The sequence below is a fragment of the Flavobacterium sp. 20NA77.7 genome, assembly GCF_031326205.1.
GTDB classification, from domain to species: domain Bacteria; phylum Bacteroidota; class Bacteroidia; order Flavobacteriales; family Flavobacteriaceae; genus Flavobacterium; species Flavobacterium nakdongensis.
Genome location: NZ_CP133721.1, coordinates 1,719,594 through 1,740,680 on the forward strand (window position 1 = coordinate 1,719,594; position 21,087 = coordinate 1,740,680).

Annotated in this window: 13 protein-coding genes and 1 pseudogene; 1 reads left to right on the forward strand and 13 read right to left on the reverse strand. The window is 30.9% G+C overall.

From position 1 onward, the window contains the following. Positions 1-9: 9 nt before the first annotated feature. The 13 genes and pseudogenes from RF683_RS07660 to RF683_RS07720 all read right to left on the reverse strand — a co-directional run bounded on the left by RF683_RS07660 (position 10) and on the right by RF683_RS07720 (position 18,603). On the reverse strand, positions 10-3,966 hold the full coding sequence (locus RF683_RS07660) for a beta strand repeat-containing protein (protein WP_309531739.1): 3,957 nt from the start codon (positions 3,964-3,966) through the stop codon (positions 10-12). Positions 3,967-4,400: 434 nt separating this feature from the next. Continuing rightward, positions 4,401-5,540: a DegT/DnrJ/EryC1/StrS family aminotransferase gene (locus tag RF683_RS07665; RefSeq protein WP_309531740.1), complete on the reverse strand. Its 1,140-nt coding sequence runs from the start codon at positions 5,538-5,540 to the stop codon at positions 4,401-4,403. A 93-nt stretch (positions 5,541-5,633) separates the two neighbouring features. Continuing rightward, a complete protein-coding gene (locus tag RF683_RS07670) occupies positions 5,634-6,233 on the reverse strand; it encodes an acetyltransferase (RefSeq protein WP_309533162.1) in 600 nt (199 codons plus the stop codon). 6 nt (positions 6,234-6,239) lie between these two features. Continuing rightward, positions 6,240-6,842: pseudogene (locus RF683_RS07675) on the reverse strand (sugar transferase); the annotation flags it as partial. Positions 6,843-6,846: 4 nt separating this feature from the next. Further along, complete coding sequence (locus tag RF683_RS07680) at positions 6,847-8,010, reverse strand: glycosyltransferase family 4 protein (RefSeq protein WP_309531741.1); 1,164 nt, start codon at positions 8,008-8,010, stop codon at positions 6,847-6,849. A gap of 10 nt (positions 8,011-8,020) precedes the next feature. Continuing rightward, positions 8,021-9,187, reverse strand: a complete 1,167-nt coding sequence (locus tag RF683_RS07685; protein WP_309531742.1) for a glycosyltransferase — start codon at positions 9,185-9,187, stop codon at positions 8,021-8,023. A gap of 2 nt (positions 9,188-9,189) precedes the next feature. After that, on the reverse strand, positions 9,190-12,081 hold the full coding sequence (gene asnB, locus RF683_RS07690; RefSeq protein WP_309531743.1) for an asparagine synthase (glutamine-hydrolyzing): 2,892 nt from the start codon (positions 12,079-12,081) through the stop codon (positions 9,190-9,192). Between the two features lie 23 nt (positions 12,082-12,104). After that, positions 12,105-13,016 carry a hypothetical protein gene (locus RF683_RS07695; RefSeq protein ID WP_309531744.1) on the reverse strand — a complete coding sequence of 304 codons (912 nt, stop codon included), beginning with the start codon at positions 13,014-13,016 and terminating at the stop codon, positions 12,105-12,107. A 336-nt stretch (positions 13,017-13,352) separates the two neighbouring features. Continuing rightward, positions 13,353-14,231, reverse strand: a complete 879-nt coding sequence (locus tag RF683_RS07700) for a glycosyltransferase family 2 protein (protein ID WP_309531745.1) — start codon at positions 14,229-14,231, stop codon at positions 13,353-13,355. Between the two features lie 87 nt (positions 14,232-14,318). Beyond that, positions 14,319-15,764 (reverse strand): lipopolysaccharide biosynthesis protein, encoded by a 1,446-nt coding sequence (locus RF683_RS07705; RefSeq protein ID WP_309531746.1) that lies wholly within the window; start codon positions 15,762-15,764, stop codon positions 14,319-14,321. A gap of 12 nt (positions 15,765-15,776) precedes the next feature. After that, complete coding sequence (locus RF683_RS07710; RefSeq protein WP_309531747.1) at positions 15,777-17,051, reverse strand: nucleotide sugar dehydrogenase; 1,275 nt, start codon at positions 17,049-17,051, stop codon at positions 15,777-15,779. 6 nt (positions 17,052-17,057) lie between these two features. After that, positions 17,058-18,038, reverse strand: a complete 981-nt coding sequence (locus RF683_RS07715; RefSeq protein ID WP_309531748.1) for an SDR family oxidoreductase — start codon at positions 18,036-18,038, stop codon at positions 17,058-17,060. A gap of 25 nt (positions 18,039-18,063) precedes the next feature. After that, on the reverse strand, positions 18,064-18,603 hold the full coding sequence (locus RF683_RS07720; protein WP_309531749.1) for an ArsR family transcriptional regulator: 540 nt from the start codon (positions 18,601-18,603) through the stop codon (positions 18,064-18,066). 191 nt (positions 18,604-18,794) lie between these two features. Between RF683_RS07720 and RF683_RS07725 the strand changes: the two genes are divergently transcribed. After that, positions 18,795-21,083: an SLBB domain-containing protein gene (locus RF683_RS07725; protein ID WP_309531750.1), complete on the forward strand. Its 2,289-nt coding sequence runs from the start codon at positions 18,795-18,797 to the stop codon at positions 21,081-21,083. Positions 21,084-21,087: the final 4 nt, after the last annotated feature.

A 21,087-nucleotide genomic window follows, 5' to 3' on the forward strand; every position in this document is an offset into this window, starting at 1 on the left:
TCAAATTTTTTATTCAACAATCCATTTTAATTTACTCGTTTGCATTCCCTGAGTAACCATAATATAATATACTCCTGTTGGCAAACTTTGAACTGCTTGATAATAACTTCCGTTAGTTGTCAATGCAATTTCTTGACCTAACGTATTGAATAATTTTACACTAGCCTCAGCTGTTGAAGGTAATTGTAAGTTAAACCCATTCCCTTTTGATGGATTTGGATACAAGCCTATTTGATTAGTGAATATATCACTATTTAATGCACTAGGTGTAAATACAATCTTGAAACGGTTCTCATCATATGAAGCCGCGTTGGTTGTTGTTGCAAATGAAGCTAAAAACGCTTGTGAAGTTGTAATCTCTGTTTGTGTATTCAAGAAATTATCTACTAAATATGGCGTTAATGTTGTATCAAAATTACTTGTTTGAATTTTAAACGTATAGTCTTTATTCGCTCCTAATCTCAATGTTTTTACAAGTAACTCATCTGTTGTTGTTACTGGAGCTACAGCATCGATAGCTAATTTAGCATTGTTTCTTGACCACGCAATGTTTTCTCCTGCCGATTCTAATTTAGTTGCGTCTCCTATTCCTAAATCATTTTGATACGCTGCATTAAATATGGCCTTCATAGCATCAATAGGATACCCGCCTATTGCAAGTTCATTTGGATCAAACAACTGCATACTCATTGACGCATCTGTTGAAGCTGATATTTGATTAGACATTCTAAACACGCTAGCACTTGATGTAGCTTTATGTGCTTCTTGGAACGTTAACGTACCTGCGGTTCCTGAAGTGGTATTTTTTACAAAAAAGGCTTGACCAGGCTGAATGAATTGCCCTACTTGTGAACTCACATTATCATTTGTTGTACCATTATAAGCTACATAACGACCTCGCTGTGTTGATGTTCCCATATTTGGATCCCAGGCGTAATATGTTGCATCTATTCCTGATTTAGTTAGTGCATTCCAGTCTATTGCACTCTGATACGGATTCCCTACTAAACTAAAATCTGCAGTAGTAGCATTTGTTTGATTATTTATTGCTGGTGTGCTGCTTGAATTTAAGGTTACAGTACCCGTTTTTAAGGTTCCTGTAGCGGTTAGCGTTGTAGCTGCATTCATATTGTCTAATGATGCAACGGTTATATTCACATTTCTATCGCCTCTTACCAATACTCTATAACCAACACCTGCTGTTAAATTAGTTGCATTCGTATTTGCAATTGGTGTCCAGCCTGAACCAGAAGCCACTTGATTGTTGTAGGTAAACATAGATGAATTACCTGTTTCTGTCGCATCAAAACCATTTGCACCAGTAGTTGAACCTGTAATATGTGTACCTTGTTGCCAGTTACCTGATATAAAAGTGGTTGTTGTAACTGCTGGACTTAATAATCTAAAAGCACGTTTACCTTGTGGAATAAAACGTTCAACTGTTGCAGTACCACTAACGGTTGAAAATGTACCACCTAATACGCCAAACGTTGCTGTTCCCGTTGCATTTGATTTAAAAATTAAATTTCCATCATGGGTAAAATTGCCGTTGCATTCAATTTGTTTTCCTGCAGCAATTGTTGTATTTCCATTCAAATATAAATTACCCGCATTTTGAGTTTTTAGATTTGCGTTTAAAGCAATATTACTGGCATTTAGTCTCACTGAACCGTTTGTTAAAATATCCGAATTTATGTTTATAGTTCCTGTATTAGCAAAATTCCATCCATTTGAATTTATATAATATCCAAAATTAAATTCACTTACGGATGAAAAATTATCAATTTTGATTTTATCCATACCATTTGAGCCTATAAAATTAGCTCCAGAAAACGTTCCGTTAAAGACATAAGGATTATTTGTAAAAGCTGTAGCATTAGGCGCAATACTTATTTTACCAGTTGTTTTTAATGTTAGCGAATAAGGGTTTGCACATCTAACCCCTGCATTGGTAATTACTGTAATATTTCCAGTACCCGCATTAATAGTTTTGTCTCCTGTATACAATTCAATACCACTAATTCCAGTACTATGCCCTGTACCTGCCCAAATAAACACATCGCCGCCAGCAGTAGTAATATTTGCACCAAAATCTATAGCATTCCAATTTGTTGATCCTGCTGTTCCAATTGAAGGTCCGTCTCCAACGGTAATTCCGTTCCACGTTATTGACCCTCCAGTTGAGTTACTTCCACCTAACCAAACGTGACCTCCATTTGTTATAATATCTCCATAAACGGTTGTTCCTCCATCATTATTTGAATTATCATAATCGGACCAAAAAACGGCATCAACAATTGTATTAGTTGCCTCTACTTTAGCACCAGAACCAAAATTCAATCGGCCATTACATTGCATTAGTACTTTTGAACGTTGTCCTCCTGTTTTTAATATTTGAGCACTACAATATAAAGAAGAACTAGAACCTGTATTTGTAACATTTGATTTAATAATAATATCGCCTGTATTCGAACTCGTAATTACACTCCCGACATTTAATATTCCTCCAATTACTGAAATAGAACCTGATGCCGTAAGTGGACTTGCTATGGTAACATCAGCCGTATTGTTTGGTTTTCCTATTGTAATACTTGAAGGTGAACCCGTAATAGATAAACTAGCATTTGAATAAGCAGAATCAAAAGAGTTTGAGGTTGAAAGTATACTTAGATTCCCTTTTGTCGCAATTACTGAGGAGGTATATAAATATGAATTTCCTAATAATTGAATCGTTGTATTTCCTGTTACATTTCCAATAGTTACATTACTTTGAAAACTTATTGATTTAGTACTTGTTCCAAAAGCTCCCGCCAAACCTTCTAAAGTAATATTATTAGTTTGACTATTTCCTAAAGTTATTCCAAATAATGAAACACCATCATTAAAATTTGATCCACTAGCTCCTGCCCCTATCCCCTTAAGATAAATGGTAGCAGCAGTGATAGTTGCTGTACCTAAAGTAGTCTTTGACAAATGAATACCTCGATTATAAGAACCTGTAGAACCGGTACCTGATCCCGTACCTTCAATATACAATTCAGATGTAGCTTGAATGGTTCCTGTTTTGTTATCTGCTATCTCTAAAACAACTCCTCTATTACTATGGGCGGTACCTGTATTTGGAGATCCTTGTCCTACTACTCTAATGTTTTTTGCTTGTATACTTATATTTACAAGATTAGCATCAAAAAATACGCCTGTGGAATAATCTGTTCCTATTTTATTACTACTTCCCGCCGCATAAAAATTACCTGTACCTGCATTAACAGTTCCTCTAATAACTACTCCAAATGGGTTAGCTGTTCCTGATATTGCTGATGCATCGCCAACTGTTATTGAAGTTGCACCATCAAAAGGAACCCATTGCGTAGATGATTGACCACCTCCCATCCATATTCCTCCTCCATTAGACACTATTGATGTTGTTGTTTGAGCGGTTATGTTTCCTAAATTATTTCCATCTGTATTTGCCCAAAATACAATATTTCCTCCATTTGATGCAACAGAAACACCAGAAGCTACTTCAATGTTATCACCTGCTTTAGCAATTATGTGTAAAGTAGTATTTGAAGTCGTAACAGCTTGATTTATTTTTACATCATTTCTTGCAACGAAAGCCAGCGTTCGTGCTGTTGAACCCGTGTAATTTATCGTTCCATCAATGTTAATGTGTTGTGTAGACACTGCGCTATTAGCTAAAATTTCTAAATCACCAACATTTGCTAAATGATTCGTAATAACAGATACATTAACTGAAGCTGTGCCTGAAACCGATAATGTAGTACCTGTTATACTCCAATTGGTTCCTGAAGTTCCGGTTTCTCCAGTTGTTGAGAGGGTAAGATTTTGAGAATATAGTACATTCCCAAAAAGCAAAACAAATAAAATAATGTATTTTAATTTATTTAACGTTACAATTTTAGCAATACCCCTACTGGCTAAAGATTGTTCAAGTTTAGTTCTCATGTAAATTATTTTTACTAATTGTTAATTAAACATTTGTTAATAATTGCAAAATTAATAATTTAAAAGATATTTAAATAACAATTTTTTATTTATTTTTTGTTTAAAACTTATTTTTTTACACTATTCGTAATATAAAGTACTATGCAAGCATTGTAAGTATCTTTAAAATAGTGCACTAAATCTAAAAAATTGATTCAGAAAAGTAGATGGAATTAAGAAATGATTTTTGGGGAATACAAATGTACTATTTATTTTTATTAAATAAATATTGAATAATAAATTTGATGATGGAAAGCGAGGAGGAAATGAGCGAATGAAGGACTTCCCGATACACTACTCGAAGAGAAGGAGTTATGATTTGAAAATTACTGAATGCTGACTGCTCGGAGCTGGGTGTTGGGTGTTGGGTTTTGGAAGCTAGAACCTGAAACTCATTATCCAAACACCTGCTTAATTACTTTTTCTATTCTATTAATATCCTCCTCAGTCAAATTAGAACCAGAAGGTAAACACAAACCGTTTTCAAATAAGGTTTCGGCTATGTTGCTTCCGTAATAGGGATACTCGGCAAATATAGGTTGCAGGTGCATGGGTTTCCATAAAGGGCGTGATTCAATATTTTCTAGTTCAAAAGCTAAACGTAAGGTTTCGCGAGTTATACCGTTTGTTTGAACAGGATCTATCGTTAGTGCAGACAGCCAGTAATTAGCAAAATAATCTTCTGAAGGGGCTGTAAAAACGGTTACTCCTGGTATGGCTTCAAAAACTTCAACATAAAAACCATGCATTTTTCTTCTTAATAATACATGTTTATCCAACACTTCCATTTGTCCTCGGCCTATTCCTGCGCAAATGTTACTCATACGGTAATTGTATCCAACATGACTGTGCTGGTAATGGGGCGCATAATCACGGGCTTGGGTAGCATAAAAAATAGCTTTTTCTTTTTGTGCTGCCGTACGGGTTACAATTGCTCCTCCTCCTGATGTTGTTATTATTTTATTTCCATTAAAGGATAGTATCCCAATATCGCCGAATGTACCACATTTTTGTCCTTTGTACGAACTACCTAATGCTTCTGCACTATCTTCTAAAATGGGAATTTGATATTTATCGGCTACGGCTCTAACCGCTTCTATTTGATAGGGTACCCCATATAAATGAACCGCTATGATTGCTTTAGGTGTTTTGCCTTTTTTGATTCTCTCTTGAATAGCTAATTCCAAAGCAATAGGACAAATATTCCAGGTTTCTTTTTCGCTATCTACAAATATTGGTGTTGCACCTAGATATAAAATTGGATTTGCCGACGCTGAAAAAGTCATACTTTGGCAAATAACCTCATCGCCTGTCTGTACCCCTAATAAAATTAGTCCCAAATGAATAGCTGCCGTACCTGAACTTAACGCACCTACATGCGTATTTGTATCTAAATAGATTTCTAGATCTTCTTCAAAACCTGTTACATGAGGTCCAAGAGGCGCTACCCAATTTGTATCAAAAGCTTCTTGTATATATTTTTGTTCGTTTCCTCCCATATGTGGGGAAGAAAGCCATATTTTATTTTGCGACATTACTTTTTTTAAAAAATTATTATACACAACAATTTACATACACTATCCATACACTATCTATGGAGTATCTATACACTAACTAAATTCAATACCTTATTCATGAAACTTGACGGGCTTAGCAGGAATACCTACAGCCGTACAATTATCTGGAATATTATGAGTTACCACAGCCCCAGCTCCAATGATTACATTTTTACCTATACTTATATTTTGTATAATGGTTGCGCCAATCCCTATATGAGATGATTCTCCAACCTTTACACCTCCTCCTAAGGTAGCATTAGGGGCAACATGTACATAATCTTCTAAAACACAATCATGCTCTACAATTGCACCTGAATTAATAATACAATGGTTTCCAATAGTTGCATCGGCATTAATTACTGAAGTAGCCAAAACTTGGCTTCCTTTACCAATTTTAGCATATTTTGAAACTACAGCTGAGGGATGAATAGTCATAATAAAATTAGATTTAAGTTGTTCTGCAATGTTTTTTCTATGCTTAGGATTACCAATTGCTATAATGGTATTTAATGTTTTGTAATCTTGATTTTTATTTCTTTTTTTTACTTTAATTTGATTTAAAAAATCTCCTTCAATCACGTCATCTATTACTTCAAAAATTTTATATTTAGCTTCATTTTCTATACAATCTAGAATTACTTTTGCATGTCCTCCTGCTCCAATCAACATAACTTTATCTGTACCACAGAAAGGCTCAATAGTTGCTTCATTTTGAGCATTTATACCCTCTGACTGTATTACTTTTTGAAGAGTCCTAACAAATATCTTTAGATCCAACAAAAAAGAAAAATGTTCTACATACCAAACATCTAGTTCAAATTTTTTATCCCATTCAAGCGCATTTCTACCATTCACTTGTGCCCAACCCGTAATACCAGGCTTTACTTCATGGCGGCGGTTTTGAAAAGGACTGTATAAATGTAAATAATCGGGTAATAAGGGTCTTGGACCTATAATACTCATATCTCCTTTTAAGACATTAAATAACTGAGGAATTTCGTCTAAAGAAGTTTTTCGAATTATTTTTCCTATTTTGGTTAACCGTTCTGCATCGGGTAATAAATTTCCATTTTCATCTTTTTTGTTATTCATTGTTTTGAACTTGATGATGGTAAAAATTTTTCCACTTTTACCAGGTCTTTTTTGCAGAAAAAAAGGATTTCCTTGATTCGTTAATGCTAAAAAAACTACTATTAAAAGAAACAAAGGGAAAAGCATTACTATTCCAACAAAGGAAAGAAAAACATCAATGATTGGTTTAAAAAACAGTCTATACATTTGCTTATAATCCTTTTTCTTTCATTATTTTTTGATATTCTAACAACAAAGCTTCCCAAACTAATTGTTGCTTATAATGAGAATTAATTCTTTCTCTCGCATTCTTTTGCAATTTATTTCTCCAGACCTCATCTCTTATAATTCTTTGCATAGACAAATATAGTAATTCCTTATTTTTTGAAGGCACAATTGTTCCATTAAATCCTTCTTCAATAATTTCATTACAACCATTGATATTAGAAACAATACTAGGCAGTCCCATTGCGCCAGCTTGTAATACCACATTTGGAAATCCTTCACGGTAACTTGGGAAAACTAAACAATGACTTATTGCAAAATAAGGACGGACATCTTCCTGAAAACCAACGGTTATAATATTGGAATTATTTTTTATTTGATGAAGTGTTTCAAGTTGCAAAGGATCTAGTTCTGATTCATAAGGCCCTACAAGAAGAAGTTTAGCATTTAAATTGGTGAGTTGGGAAAACGCTTGTACTAATTCATTAATTCCTTTATCGCCTACTAAACGGCCCACGAAGATAAATACAAAATCAGTTTCTTGAATGTTTAGTTTAGTTCGTACTTCTTGTTTTTGAATAGTTGTTATTTTTTCTGGATCAAAATAGGTAAGATCTACACCATTTACATTTCCATTAGCTAGCACTTTTAAGGGTTTTGTAGTGATAGCATGTGCTAATAAATCATTTTTTACACCATTCCCTTCTGGATAAACATTTGTAGCGCAATAGCACAATATTTTGTCCATTATAATTAAGACCTGTTTTAATAATCCTTTTTTAGATGGAAAAATTAAACCGGTAAATGTATGCATACGGATAGGCACACCTGCTAATTTACCTGCAATCATAGAAAGCAAACCCGCTTTTGGTGTAATTGAATGTATAATAGTTGGTTTTTCTTTTAAAAAAAATAAGAACAATTTTACAAAAGTTATACTATCTGAGATAAGGGAAATATTTCTTTTAATGGAAATAGAATGTGTAATTACATCTTCTCTTTCTTTGACCACTTGTAAATCTTCTCCTGGAGACGCAACAGCAATAATTTTAAAATGATTAGCTAAAAAAGCCAATTGTCCTTTCAATAAAATATTTAATGAAAGAGGTATTGTTGCTATTCTTACTAGTTTTGGATTGTTATTAACCATACTAAATTATTTAATCTTTAAAAGAATTGATAGTTTGAAAATATTCTTCTAAAATCAAATCTTTGCTAAATAATTGCACTCGTTCACTTGATTTTTCAATACATTGTTTTCTATATTTTGGGTCTTGTAACATACATAAGAGTGCCTCATGAAACATAGTTTTATTGTTTAAAGGTGTTAATATTCCATAATCGGTATGTAAATTAGTATCTAAATCAAATTTAACTTCGGCATTCATTATTTCATTTGGTCCATACGGACAGTTTGTTGAAACAATAGGTAATTTACACGCTAAAGCCTCTAGAACAACATTTGGAAACCCTTCATGATTTGAGGAAAATACAAATAAATTTGCCGCTTTCATGTATTTATAGGGATTCTCATCAAAGCCCAACAAAAAAACATTTTCACTTAAACCTAACTTTGCTATTAAACCATTTAATTCTTCATTAAGAGGACCCTTTCCTAAAATATACAATCGTACTTTTTCTTGTTTTAAAAGCGCCATTACCTTTATCAATAAAACATGATTTTTACCTCTATCTAATCTTCCTACTGTAATAATATTAAAATAATTGGTATCAAAAATGGAAGTTTCTGGTAAAATGTTTTCTATTTTTTCTATATCTATAGGGTTGTAAATCGTTGAGATTAAGTCTTCCGATATTTGAAATTTGTTTATCAAATCTAATTTAGTCCCTTTTGAATTTGTTATAATTAAATTTGACTTTGGGTAAAGATATTTTATTAAAAAAATATTAATTTTAGAATGAAAATTATTTTCGCCGTATTGTTTACTTGGATTTGATCTTTCTGAAATAAGTATGTTTCTATTTTTGTTAAATATTTTTGTAAGTATTGAAATATAAGCTGGTCTTGTTAAAAACGAAATGCTTGTATTGATATTGTTTCTTTTTAAAAATTGATGATATTTCCAAGCTAAAAAAGGTAATTTTAAAAATTTTAAAAGACTGTTTTCATTAGGCCTAGATTTTTCTAAAAAGTATAACGGATTTTTGGTTTGAAAATCGTAATCTCTAGTGGCATTCATAACAACCAAATAGACGTCCTTATTTTTATCTTCTAAATAAGGAATTAACTGAGACACTACACGTTCTGCTCCTCCGCCCGCTAGTGAATAAATTAATACTGCTATTTTGTTTTTTTTAGAAGACATACTTAGTTATTTAGTAATTTTTGAAAAATTGACTCATATTCTTTTAATATTTTTTTAGAATCAAATTTAGATGAGACTGATGATTTTACATTGTTTGATTCAATTGATGTTAATTTATTTATATTATTCAACACCTCAATTAATTCAAATTCTGTTTCAACTAAAAAGCCGTTAACTCCATCTTGCACAATTTCTTTTGTACCTCCAGGAGCATTAAATGCAAGTACAGGCGTCCCTGTAGTACAACTTTCTAGTAAAGCATTTGGAAACCCTTCAAAATAAGAACCTTGAATAAAATAATCATGAGCATTAACAATATTCAGTACTTGATTTGTGTATGGAATATAATCAACGTTTTTTTCTAATCCTAATTCACTTACTTTTTCCTTTATTAAAGACTCTAAAGGACCAGATCCAATAATTGTATATTTAAAATCATATGATTTAATTTTTGCTAAACAATTTAGGATACGAACATGTCCTTTCTCTGGACTAAGTCTTCCTACAGTAATAAATTTGAATCCTTTAAATGAACTTTCTGTTTTTATTATATTTTCTGTACTTGTTATTGGATTATTTATTACGGTTAATTTTGAAGAATGAGTATTTAAGAACGACTCAAAATCTGCTTTCATATCACTCGATTGACATATGATGGCATGCAATCTGTTGTATAAGAATTTTTTAATTCTTTTATTTATTTGTTTTTCTTTAGAAAAGTAACCTATTTTAGAAATCAATGTCGATACTCTTCCAATGAATTTAGTTTTTTTGAAAAATAAAGATAAAAACCCTAACGTTAAATTTACATGTCCAATTGTTCCAAAAACAATAGCTGGATTATTCTTGTAAATTAATTTAAACAACTTAGGTATAGCGTGCGTGAGTCGCTTTTTATTACAATAAATTACGTCTACATCTTTAACATCATAAAGATTATCTTTTTCATAACCTAAAACAATAAGTTTTACACTAAATTTTGTTTTATCTATGTTTTGGGCAATAAAAGAAATAATATGCTCTGCACCTCCTGCTTGAAGCGTAGGTATTATAAAAAATATTTTGCTTTTTGGTTGTGCATTACTTTCTTGAAAATAGCCAAATTCTTGACACCATTTTGACAAAACATACACTCTCCAAATGTAGGATGAATAATCGCTTTTGCCCTTTAAATGCTCTTGAAACATTTTTTTAAACTTGGGCACATTTAAATTAGGTACTTGATATAGAAAACGGTCTGATAAATTAGTAACAAATTCTTCCTTTAATTCGTTACGCATCCACGCACCTATAGGTATTGCAAAACCTTTTTTTGGTTGATTAAATACTTGTTCTGGAATATATTCTTTTAAAATATCTCTTAATATTCTTTTTTTTCTACCGGGCATATATCGAAAAGAAACAGAGAGGTTTCTTGCAAATTCAATTATCCTATAATCTAAAAAAGGGCTCCTAACTTCCATAGAATAAGCCATACTAGCCCTATCTACTTTTACATTGCTATCGTTTTCTAACCATAATTTTATATTTAAATCGGCAGTTTTTTGATGGACATTTCGCGACAATTTTTGGTAGGAATTGTATGTTTTCAACCAATTTAAGTTTCTCTTTTCTAAAATTGTATTGTATCCTACAAAAATGCCCTCAATAAAACTATTTGCTGTTTTCAAATTTAGTATTCTCTTTATAGGCTCTGTTCTTTTGCCAAGAATATTTAAAACTAATGCTTTAGATGTTAACCAACGAATTACAAAAGGAATTCTAATTAATTTTGTGAATTTTGTTACCCAATCAAAATGATTATAGCCCAAAAAACTCTCGTCGCCTCCGTCTCCAGACAAAGCCACTGTAACATGTTGTTTAGTTACTTTATTTAGTAGCAACGATGGCAGTGCAGAACTATCGCCAAAAGGCTCATCATATACAGAGACTAATTTTGGAATCATTTCTAGAACTTGTTGTGTAGTGCACAGTGTTTCGGTATGAACAGAACCTATAATTGAAGCATATTGTGCCGCAATTTTACTTTCATCAAACTCGGGGTCTTCAAAACCAATAGAAAATGTTTTTATACTGTCTGGCGAAACCTGTGCGGCAATACTTGAAATTAATGCTGAATCTATTCCTCCAGAAAGGAATGAGCCAAAGGGAACATCAGCTTGGAGTCGAATTTTAATGGCATCTTTTAATAAATCGTGTAGTTGTGATGTAGCTTCTTCATAACTTATTTCCCATTTATTTATGGGTTTCAAATTCCAATATTCGTAAATTGAAATTTGCTGTGTATGGAGATCAATTTCTAAATTATTCCCTGGAGGTAATTTATAAACATTTTGAAAAATAGTGTGTGGAGAAGGAATATAGGTGCAATCTAAAAATATAGAGATTGCCTCTTCATTTATTTTTTTATGCTGACTTATAGGTCTTAATTGGCTACAAATTTCAAATTTCCCTTCCTGCCATGAATAATAAAAAGGTTTTACGCCCAATCTGTCTCTGGAACAAAAGATTTTTTTAGCAATTGTGTCATAAATTACAAAGGCGAACATTCCGTTTAATTTATGTACAATGTCTTTTCCCCATTCTTTATAACCCGCTAACAATACTTCTGTATCGCCTGAGGTGGTAAACGAATAACCTAGTGTTATTAATTCGGTTTTAATGTCTTGGAAATTATAAATTTCTCCATTAAAAACTATTGAAAGCCCTTCATGGTTAAATGGTTGATGAGAACGAGCGTCTAAATCTATTATGGAAAGTCTTAAATGCCCTAGAACAATATCGTCGATTTTCTTTATACCTGTATGGTCGGGGCCTCTAAACTTTATAGACTCCAACTTTAATTTCACTTCATCTTCCGAAAAAGGAATATTTGTTGCATAAATTCCACACATGGTTTTATTCAGATATTATATAATTAAACGCAAAATTGTTTTGTTTCTTTAACTTTTTTATTTGAGATTAACATTAAACTTAAAACAAAAAAAGGAAATACATATTTAAAAATAAATGGTTCCTTCATCTCAATAATAAACATCAATACTATTAAATAATTAAATATAAATAGATTATTGTATTTGCTTTTTGTGAACAGAAAAACAAAGTAACCAACATAAAATAAAAAAGCAAGAACTAACCCTAAAGAATAATAAGTTTGTATATACCCACAATCATTACCCGAAGCGTTTTTCATCGTATTTGGATTAAACACTTCTCCTGTTCCTAAAATTGTTCTTATACTCAAAGGAGGAATAGGCATGTCTTGAATAGCTTTAACCGTGTTGTTATCCCCTATTGTAAGTCCGTCTTCAATCCAGTTTAAGTAAAAATCAATTTTAAATCCTGCAATATTTTGTGTTTGATTTTCTAATATATCAATAAAATTAATTTGAGTAATAAAAATTATGGTAATAAGAAAAAACATGATTTTTTTAAAACTAATTGTAGACAAGAAAAAAATAAAGATTGATACTAATGAACAAATTAAACCTGTTCTTCCAATTATAAACGTACTTAATAAACAAATTAGAACACTCACCCACACAAGCGTTGACTTAAAAAAAGTAAGATTTGAATATTTTAATAATACTAACCCACAAAACACGCCGCAAAACTGAACAACCGACAAGGCCGCGCCACTAGTGCTGGTAAAACCAATAGCTCTATATACGCTGTTTTCAATATCATTTCCACCTATAACTATATAATTTAAAATGTTTTGTTTAAAACCAGGACTAATAAAAGAATTAATTGTTATGAGAGATTGAACCGAGGTAGCAAGTAAAAATGAAAATAAAAAATCTTTTAATCCTGAAAAATAATTTTTCATTAAAAAGGGTGTCAATACTGAATAAATGGAAAACCACAAAATTCTTGAACTCTGTGTAAAATCTAAGGAATTGAGATATTGAATTATAGAAAACAGGAATAATAATAAAAGAAATAAAAGGAAATAAATTGTTTTTTTATCAAATTTTATTCTATTATAATGTACTAAAAATTTAAGTAAAATAATAAAAAAAGCTATCCTACCAGAAGTTAAACCAGGAAATCTGATGAAACTAATATCATATATTATAAAAAATATTAACAGTGTATTGATTAAAAATTTTTTATCAAAAATCATTTTTTAGTATTATTATTTTATTAAAAATAATTTATAAAATTACTTTTCAAAAAGTAATAGAAATTTATATTGCAATTTGTAAAACCAATATTTAAATCGATTTATAGAATATCTATTTTTTCTTAAATTCATTAATAGAATTTGATTTTCAATTACAAAATTGAGTTTAATAAATTTGTTATATTTAAATTTTGTTATAGCATTTAAATGTTCAAAGATATATTTTTTTGACTCAAACACTTTTATTCCTTCCTTGTGCAAAGGAGAATTAGTTACACCACCTAAATGAATTCTATAAACAGACATACTTTCATTAAAATAATAAAGCTTTCCTTTAGTTAAAATATATGAAAAGACAGCATAATCGCCATTTAAAATCTTAGTGGAATTTATATATTCAGGCAATTCAATATTTCTAAAAACTACAGAGGATGTGTGAAAAAACAGTTGGTATAAATAATCCTGTAATCTAAATTTTAATCGGGTTTTATCAAAACGCCAATCTACATCTTTTAATGTGTCGTTTTTTAATTCTTTTATACCATGGCAGATCATAATATAATCAATATTCGTTTCTAAAAAATTAACCTGCTTTTGTAATTTTAAAGGGTCAATCCAATAATCATCTCCCTCACAAAGAGCAATATATTTTCCTGTAGCTGCTTTAATAGCAAAATTAAAATTGGGCATCATACCCTTGTTTTTTTGATGCTTTATGTACTTAATAATATTTCCTTTTGGATGTGATTTAATTATATTTTGAACTACTGATTCTGTATCATCAGGCGAACAATCATCGGCAATAATAAGTTCAATTTCAAAATTACAATTTTGCATCAATACTCCTTCAATAGCTTCACGGATATATTTTTCGTGACCATAGGTAATCATTACAACTGAAAGAGAAAAATTATTCATGTTTAGAGCTAAATAAAAATTATTTATTATTTTATTAAAATTAGCAAACTTATTGTAGCTAATAGTTCATAATATGGTTTTACTTTTTTAGTATTTCTTTATTTGTACCAAAATTAATTGTTTAATTTGAACATATGGATGTAGTTTGGTTATTTCGCAAATACTAATTATAACAAATAAACCAATTAGAAATGATTGAATAATTTGTACTGCTAAATTAGTAGAACCAATAAATAATTGGGAACCATAAACTATTAAAATTGTTGACAAAACAACACCAATGGATGGTACTAAATCTTTAACTTGACTGATTGTTGTGTAATTTAAAAACTTGCCACTATAATATGTATTTATGAGTAAAGCTAAAACAGAATTAATTACACTACACCAAACTAGTCCCATAATACCAAAATTGAAACATATGGAGAGAATAATCAATAGAATTAGCTTTTTTACTATTTCTAGTCTTAAAAACAAATCACTTCTGCCAAATACACTGAGAATATTAATATTCAAAGAATGTATTGGATAAAACATAAACGAAATACTAAGTACTTGAAATAAAGGAACAATTGCGAGCCATTTCTCTCCCAAAACAAGTTCTATAATTTGACCGGCTAATAAAGATGCAAAACCTAAGCCAATTATTGTAATAAAAAAAGTAATTTGCATAATATCTTTATAGGCATGTTGCAATCTTTTTTTATCATTTTTTAAATGTGTTAGTGAAGGCAATGTAACTTTCAAAATAATGCTAGACAAAATAGAAACAGGATAATTATTAAATGTGTATGCCCTTTCGTAAAAACCCAAGCTATTAATACTATAAAACTTACCTATTAATACATTATAAATGTTTTCAAAAATGGTATTTATTTGAGAGGACAAAACAAGCTTATAACCAAATCTAAAATGGTATTTATAATTTGCAAAATCAAAAGTAAATTCTGGTTTCCACTTCATAAACAGCCAAATAACCAATGTGGAAAAAAACTGATTAAGTAAAAACAAAAAAACTAAACTCCAAATTCCATATCCCGCATAGCCCATCCAAATAGATATAATTACACTAATAATGTTACCCGGCAAATTAAGAAAAGTTATTTTTTTAAATTCCATTTCTTTTGCAAGTTTAACAAGATGAATGCTTCGGAAACTATTAATTACAAACCCTAAACAGTACCATCTGATCACATCTACCAATATGGGTTGGTTATAAAATTTTGAAACGAAAGGTGCTAAAAAAAACAATATAATATAAACAATTATACTCATTATTATATTGGTAATAAAAACGGTAGCATATTCTTTTTCAGTTACTTGGTTTGTTCTAATCAATGAAGTTGACATACCTCCGTCTACAAGTGTATTGCCAATTGAAACAAAGAGCATTATCATCCCCAATAAACCAAATTCTTTTGGACCTAATACATTAGCTAAAACAATTGTTGCAAAAAAGAAAGACCCTTTATTTATTAAAACATCAATAAATGTCCAAAAAAAACCATTTATCGACTTTTTTCTTAACTCCATTTATACTATAATTTATAGTTTCCCATCTGTGGTTTCAAGTACTCCTTTTACATCAAAAATAACTGTAGCTTCATTACTAAAATTAGTAAAATCAATTTCTTTAAACACTTTGTGAGCTACACCTAAAACAATAGCGTTGTATTTAGATTCCGAAATAAGTTCGGTATGACATACTAATCCGTATTCATGCATAACTTCAGCCGAGTTTGCCCACGGGTCATAAATGGTTACCGTGATGCCATAGTCTTGTAGCGCTCTTACGACATCTACAATTTTTGTATTGCGAACATCAGGGCAATTTTCTTTAAAGGTAATTCCTAACATCAATAAATTAGCACCATTCACGTGAATTCCTTTTTTAATCATTAATTTTACTACTTGTGCTGCAATATATTCTGACATGCTATCATTTAATCGGCGGCCAGCTAAAATAATTTCTGGATGATACCCCAGCTCTTGTGCTTTGTGTGCTAAATAGTATGGGTCAACTCCAATACAATGTCCACCTACCAATCCTGGCTTAAATGGTAAAAAATTCCATTTGGTTCCAGCCGCTGCTAATACGGCATGTGTATCGATGTTCATTAAATTAAAAATTTTGGCCAATTCATTTACAAACGCAATATTTATATCGCGTTGGCTATTTTCAATTACTTTAGCCGCTTCTGCTACTTTAATCGTTGGTGCTAAGTGCGTACCTGCTGTAATAACACTTTTATATAAATCATCTACTTGTTGCCCTATCTCTGGTGTAGAACCTGATGTTATTTTTAATATTTTTTCTACTGTATGTTCTTTATCTCCTGGATTAATGCGCTCGGGAGAATACCCGGCAAAAAAATCTATATTAAATTTTAAACCACTCATATGCTCTAAAACAGGTACACAATCGTCTTCTGTAGCTCCTGGATAGACTGTAGATTCATAAATTACAATATCTCCTTTTTTTAACGCTCTCCCTACTGTTTCACTAGCTTTATATAAAGGCGTTAAATCGGGACGGTTATTTTTATCAACGGGAGTAGGAACCGTAATAATATAATAATTTGCCTGTTTTAAATCTTCATAAGTACAAGAGCAAAACAAACCAATAGTATTGTCATTTTGTTGCTTTAAAACAGATTGTAATAAATCTGATTCAATTTCTAACGTAGTATCAATTCCTTGATTTAATTCTTCAATTCTTTTTTGATTGATGTCGAATCCAATTACTGGATATTTTGTGGCAAATAATCTAGCTAATGGTAGGCCTACGTAACCCAATCCTATAATGGCGATTTTATTCATGAAATATTATTTTAAATTATGAAAGTACCAAGAAACGGCTTCTTTTATACCTTGTTCAATGGAATACTCGGGTCTGTACCCTAATTTGCTTTGTGCTTTTTCAATACTAGCTAAAGAATGAGGTATGTCCCCTGCTCTATTTGGACCATATATTACTTTGATATCAGCAATTTTTGAATCAAAAAGGGCTAAATTATCTTTCAATAGTTGTACTAATTGCGTAAGTGTTGTTCTGTCTCCATAAGCCGTATTATAAACTGTATTCACCGCTTCTGGATTTTCCGTTAGCATAGCTAATTCATTCATTTGAATAACGTTGTCAATATACGTAAAGTCTCTAGAATAATTTCCATCACCATTAATTACAGGACTTTCATGGTTCATAAACTGTTTCACAAATAAGGGAATTACGGCTGCATATGCTCCATTTGGATCTTGTTTTCTTCCAAACACATTAAAATAACGCAAACCTATCGTTTCGATGCCATACGTTTTGCTAAAAATTTCAGCATATAATTCATTTACATATTTTGTTATTGCATAAGGCGATAATGGTTTTCCTATTGTATCTTCTACTTTTGGTAAATTTTCCGAATCTCCATAGGTAGAAGAACTTGCTGCATATATAAATCGTTTTACTTTAGCATCTCTTGAAGCTACCAACATATTTAAAAATCCGGAAACGTTTACGTCGTTTGTGGTAATTGGATCTTTAAGTGAACGAGGAACGGAGCCCAAAGCCGCTTGATGTAATACATAATCCACCTCTTTAACCGCTTGCTTACATGTCTCTAGACTTCTAATGTCGCCTTCGAGTAAAGTGAAATGTTTATTTTCTAAAAAAGGAGTAATATTGTGAAGGTGTCCCGTTGCAAAGTTATCTAAGCAAACTACTTGATGCCCTTTTGCTAAAAAATATTCACATAAATTTGAGCCTATAAAGCCTGCCCCTCCTGTAATTAATATTTTATATGTTTTATTAATCATACTTGATTGATTGTTTACGTTTTAATTACAATTTTACTTGTTTGTTTTCAAAAATTAGCAAACCTCCACCTGTAAAGATAGGCATTGCATAAAATTTGATTTCTTTATTTATTTCCTCATTTATTTTTGGAGCTAATTGAGTTAAATAGCCTTCATTGATGTTTATTCCCTCTACAACTATTTCAATCTTTCCCGAATCAATCCCTTTTGCATAATCACCAATTAAAAAAATTCTTGTAACTTCTCCCATTCGTTCAACTACCCGTTCCACAATACTATCAATACCAATATGTTTTCGTACCAATTGTTGTAAAGTAGAAAATAACGGATGTGCTGTATTTGCACGATACATCACTTTTGATTCTGCTTCTTCCCTAACTATATAACCAGCCTCGCTAAGATTATTCAATTCTTTACGAATTGCATTAGTATTTTCATGCATTTCTTGAGCTAATCCACGTAAATATCCTGCATTAGTTGCATTAATAAAAAATTTAACTAATAGTCTAATTCTTGTTTTAGATGTAATAAGCGTATCAAGCATTTGGGAATCAATGAATAACAAAAGTACTCATTTAATATTAACTAGCAAAAGATTTTTATCTTAACAAATACCAAGGTAAATTCATTTTTATAAAATATTACACAAACGCATCAAAAAATACAAATTGATAAATAGCAAACTTTATGTTCGTGTTTTATTAATTCATTATAATAGAATATATTTGCACTATAGAACATGTTAAAACCCAACTCATGAATCGTTTCTTATTTGCATTATTTTTTATCTTCTATTCTCTATTTTCTTTTAGTCAAGATTTTTTACAAGATAAAGATTTGAGCCAATTTAAGTCAGATCAATTTTCTGACGAACAACTAATTCAAATAAGTAAAGAACTTAAAGCAAAACAAATGACTTTAGAGCAAGTAGAGCCGCTTGCATTAGCTAAAGGCATGTCTATGAATGAATTCATAAAATTTAAAGCCAGAATACAAGCGCTTCCCCAAGTTTCAAATGAAGTAAAAAAAGACGCTCCAGATAACGGTGTTACAAAAAATGATGTTGTTGAATTAGCTAAAAAAAACATGGTAGTTTTTGGTTCTGAATTATTTACCACCAAGAGTTTGTCTTTTGAACCTAATCAAAATATGCCGACGGCACCAAATTATATTCTAGGCCCTGGCGATCAAATAGAACTTGTTTTATATGGTGTGCAACAGTTTAATCACACAAGTTATATATCTAAAAATGGAACCGTCAATATTCCGAATGTAGGAGATATTTTTATTAGCGGACTGACTTTTGAAGCCGCGAAATCTAAATTAAAAAAACAAATTAGCGGTATATATAGTACGCTTTCTTCAAATAGCAGTAAATTATCTGTCAGTGTTGCTAATTACAGAACCATATTAGTAACTATTATTGGTGCACAACAATCGGGAAATTATAGATTAAGCGCTATGAGCACAGTTTATAACGCTTTACATGTAGCGGGAGGGCCAAACGAAATTGGAAGTTATAGAAAAATTGAATTGATAAGAAATAATAAAGTTATTCGTCAAATCGATTTGTATCAATTTTTAACTAAGGGCAATCAAAGTGATAATATTTCATTAGAGGACAATGATATTGTACGTATTCCAAGTTATGATGCACGTGTTGTATTAGAAGGTGAAATAAAACATCCCGGTATTTATGAATTGTTAGGAGGAGAAAGTTTACAACAAATTATTTCCTATGCTTCTGGTTTTACTGAAAATGCTTATAAAAACAGAATCTTGGTAAAACAGAAGACAGCATCTGAATTAAAGGTTACAGATTTAAATGAACTTACTTTTGCAGGATATATACCAAAATCGGGAGATGTTATTAATATAGATAAAATTTTAGACCGCTATGAAAATAGGGTGCAAATAAAAGGAGCTGTATATAGACCGGGTGTATATAGTTTACTGCCAAATCAAATTTTAACAGTAAAAAAATTAATCGAAAAAGCTGATGGATTGAAAGAAAATGTTTATTTACAAAAAGCCTCTATAGTTAGACAAAAAGAAGATTTAACAAAAGAATACATTAGCATCAATTTACAAGCAGCTATAAATGAAAAACCAGAAGCTAATTTAGCATTACAAAAAGAAGATGTATTACTTATTTTTTACAACCAAGAATTATTAGATTCTTACAAAATAAGCATTGATGGTGAAGTTCGTTCCCCAGGAAGTTATGCACATGCAGCAGGAATGTCGTTATATGATTTATTATTAGAAGCTGAATATTTTACAGATAAAGCAGCAAGTAAAATTACCATTTACAGAAATAAAAAAGACCCAAATTTTAATCCAAATGATTTAGAAAAAATCGTTTCTTTTGATTTAAATGTTGACCCTAAAAATCCTGAAGTTGCAGAAAAATTTTTATTAGAGCCACTAGACCACGTTGTAGTAAGGCGTATTGTTACTTATGAAACGCCACAAATGGTTAATTTTTCAGGGGAAATCTTATATCCAGGAAATTATGCTATTACTAAAAAAGAAGAGCATTTTCTTGAATTTTTAAATCGAACTGGTGGACTAACAGATGAAGCAGATAGTCGCGCTATAAAAATTACTCGAAATGGATTAAATATTCCTATTGATTGGGAAGGTATATCTAGAAAGCCTAAAAGTTCTATTAATCTAATTTTAGAACCGGGTGATTTAGTGACAGTACCGAAGAAAAAACAAACAGTTATTGTATCTGGTAATGTAATGTTTGACACAGAAGTTCCTTATAAAAAAGGGAAAAGTTTAAAATATTATTTAAAAAATGCAGGGGGCACTTCAGACAAAGGTTGGTTAAAAAAAGTATACGTAGTTCATGCTAATGGGTCCGCAAGTTCAAGTAGTTCTTTTTTAGGATTTAGAAGTTATCCAAAAATTCTTCCTGGAAGCAAAATAATTGTTCCAGAAAAACCAGAGAAAAGCAAAATGACAACAGGGGAAATAATTGGAATTTCAAGTATCTTAACTAGTTTAGCTGGAATATTATTAGCGGTTTTCAAATAAAAAA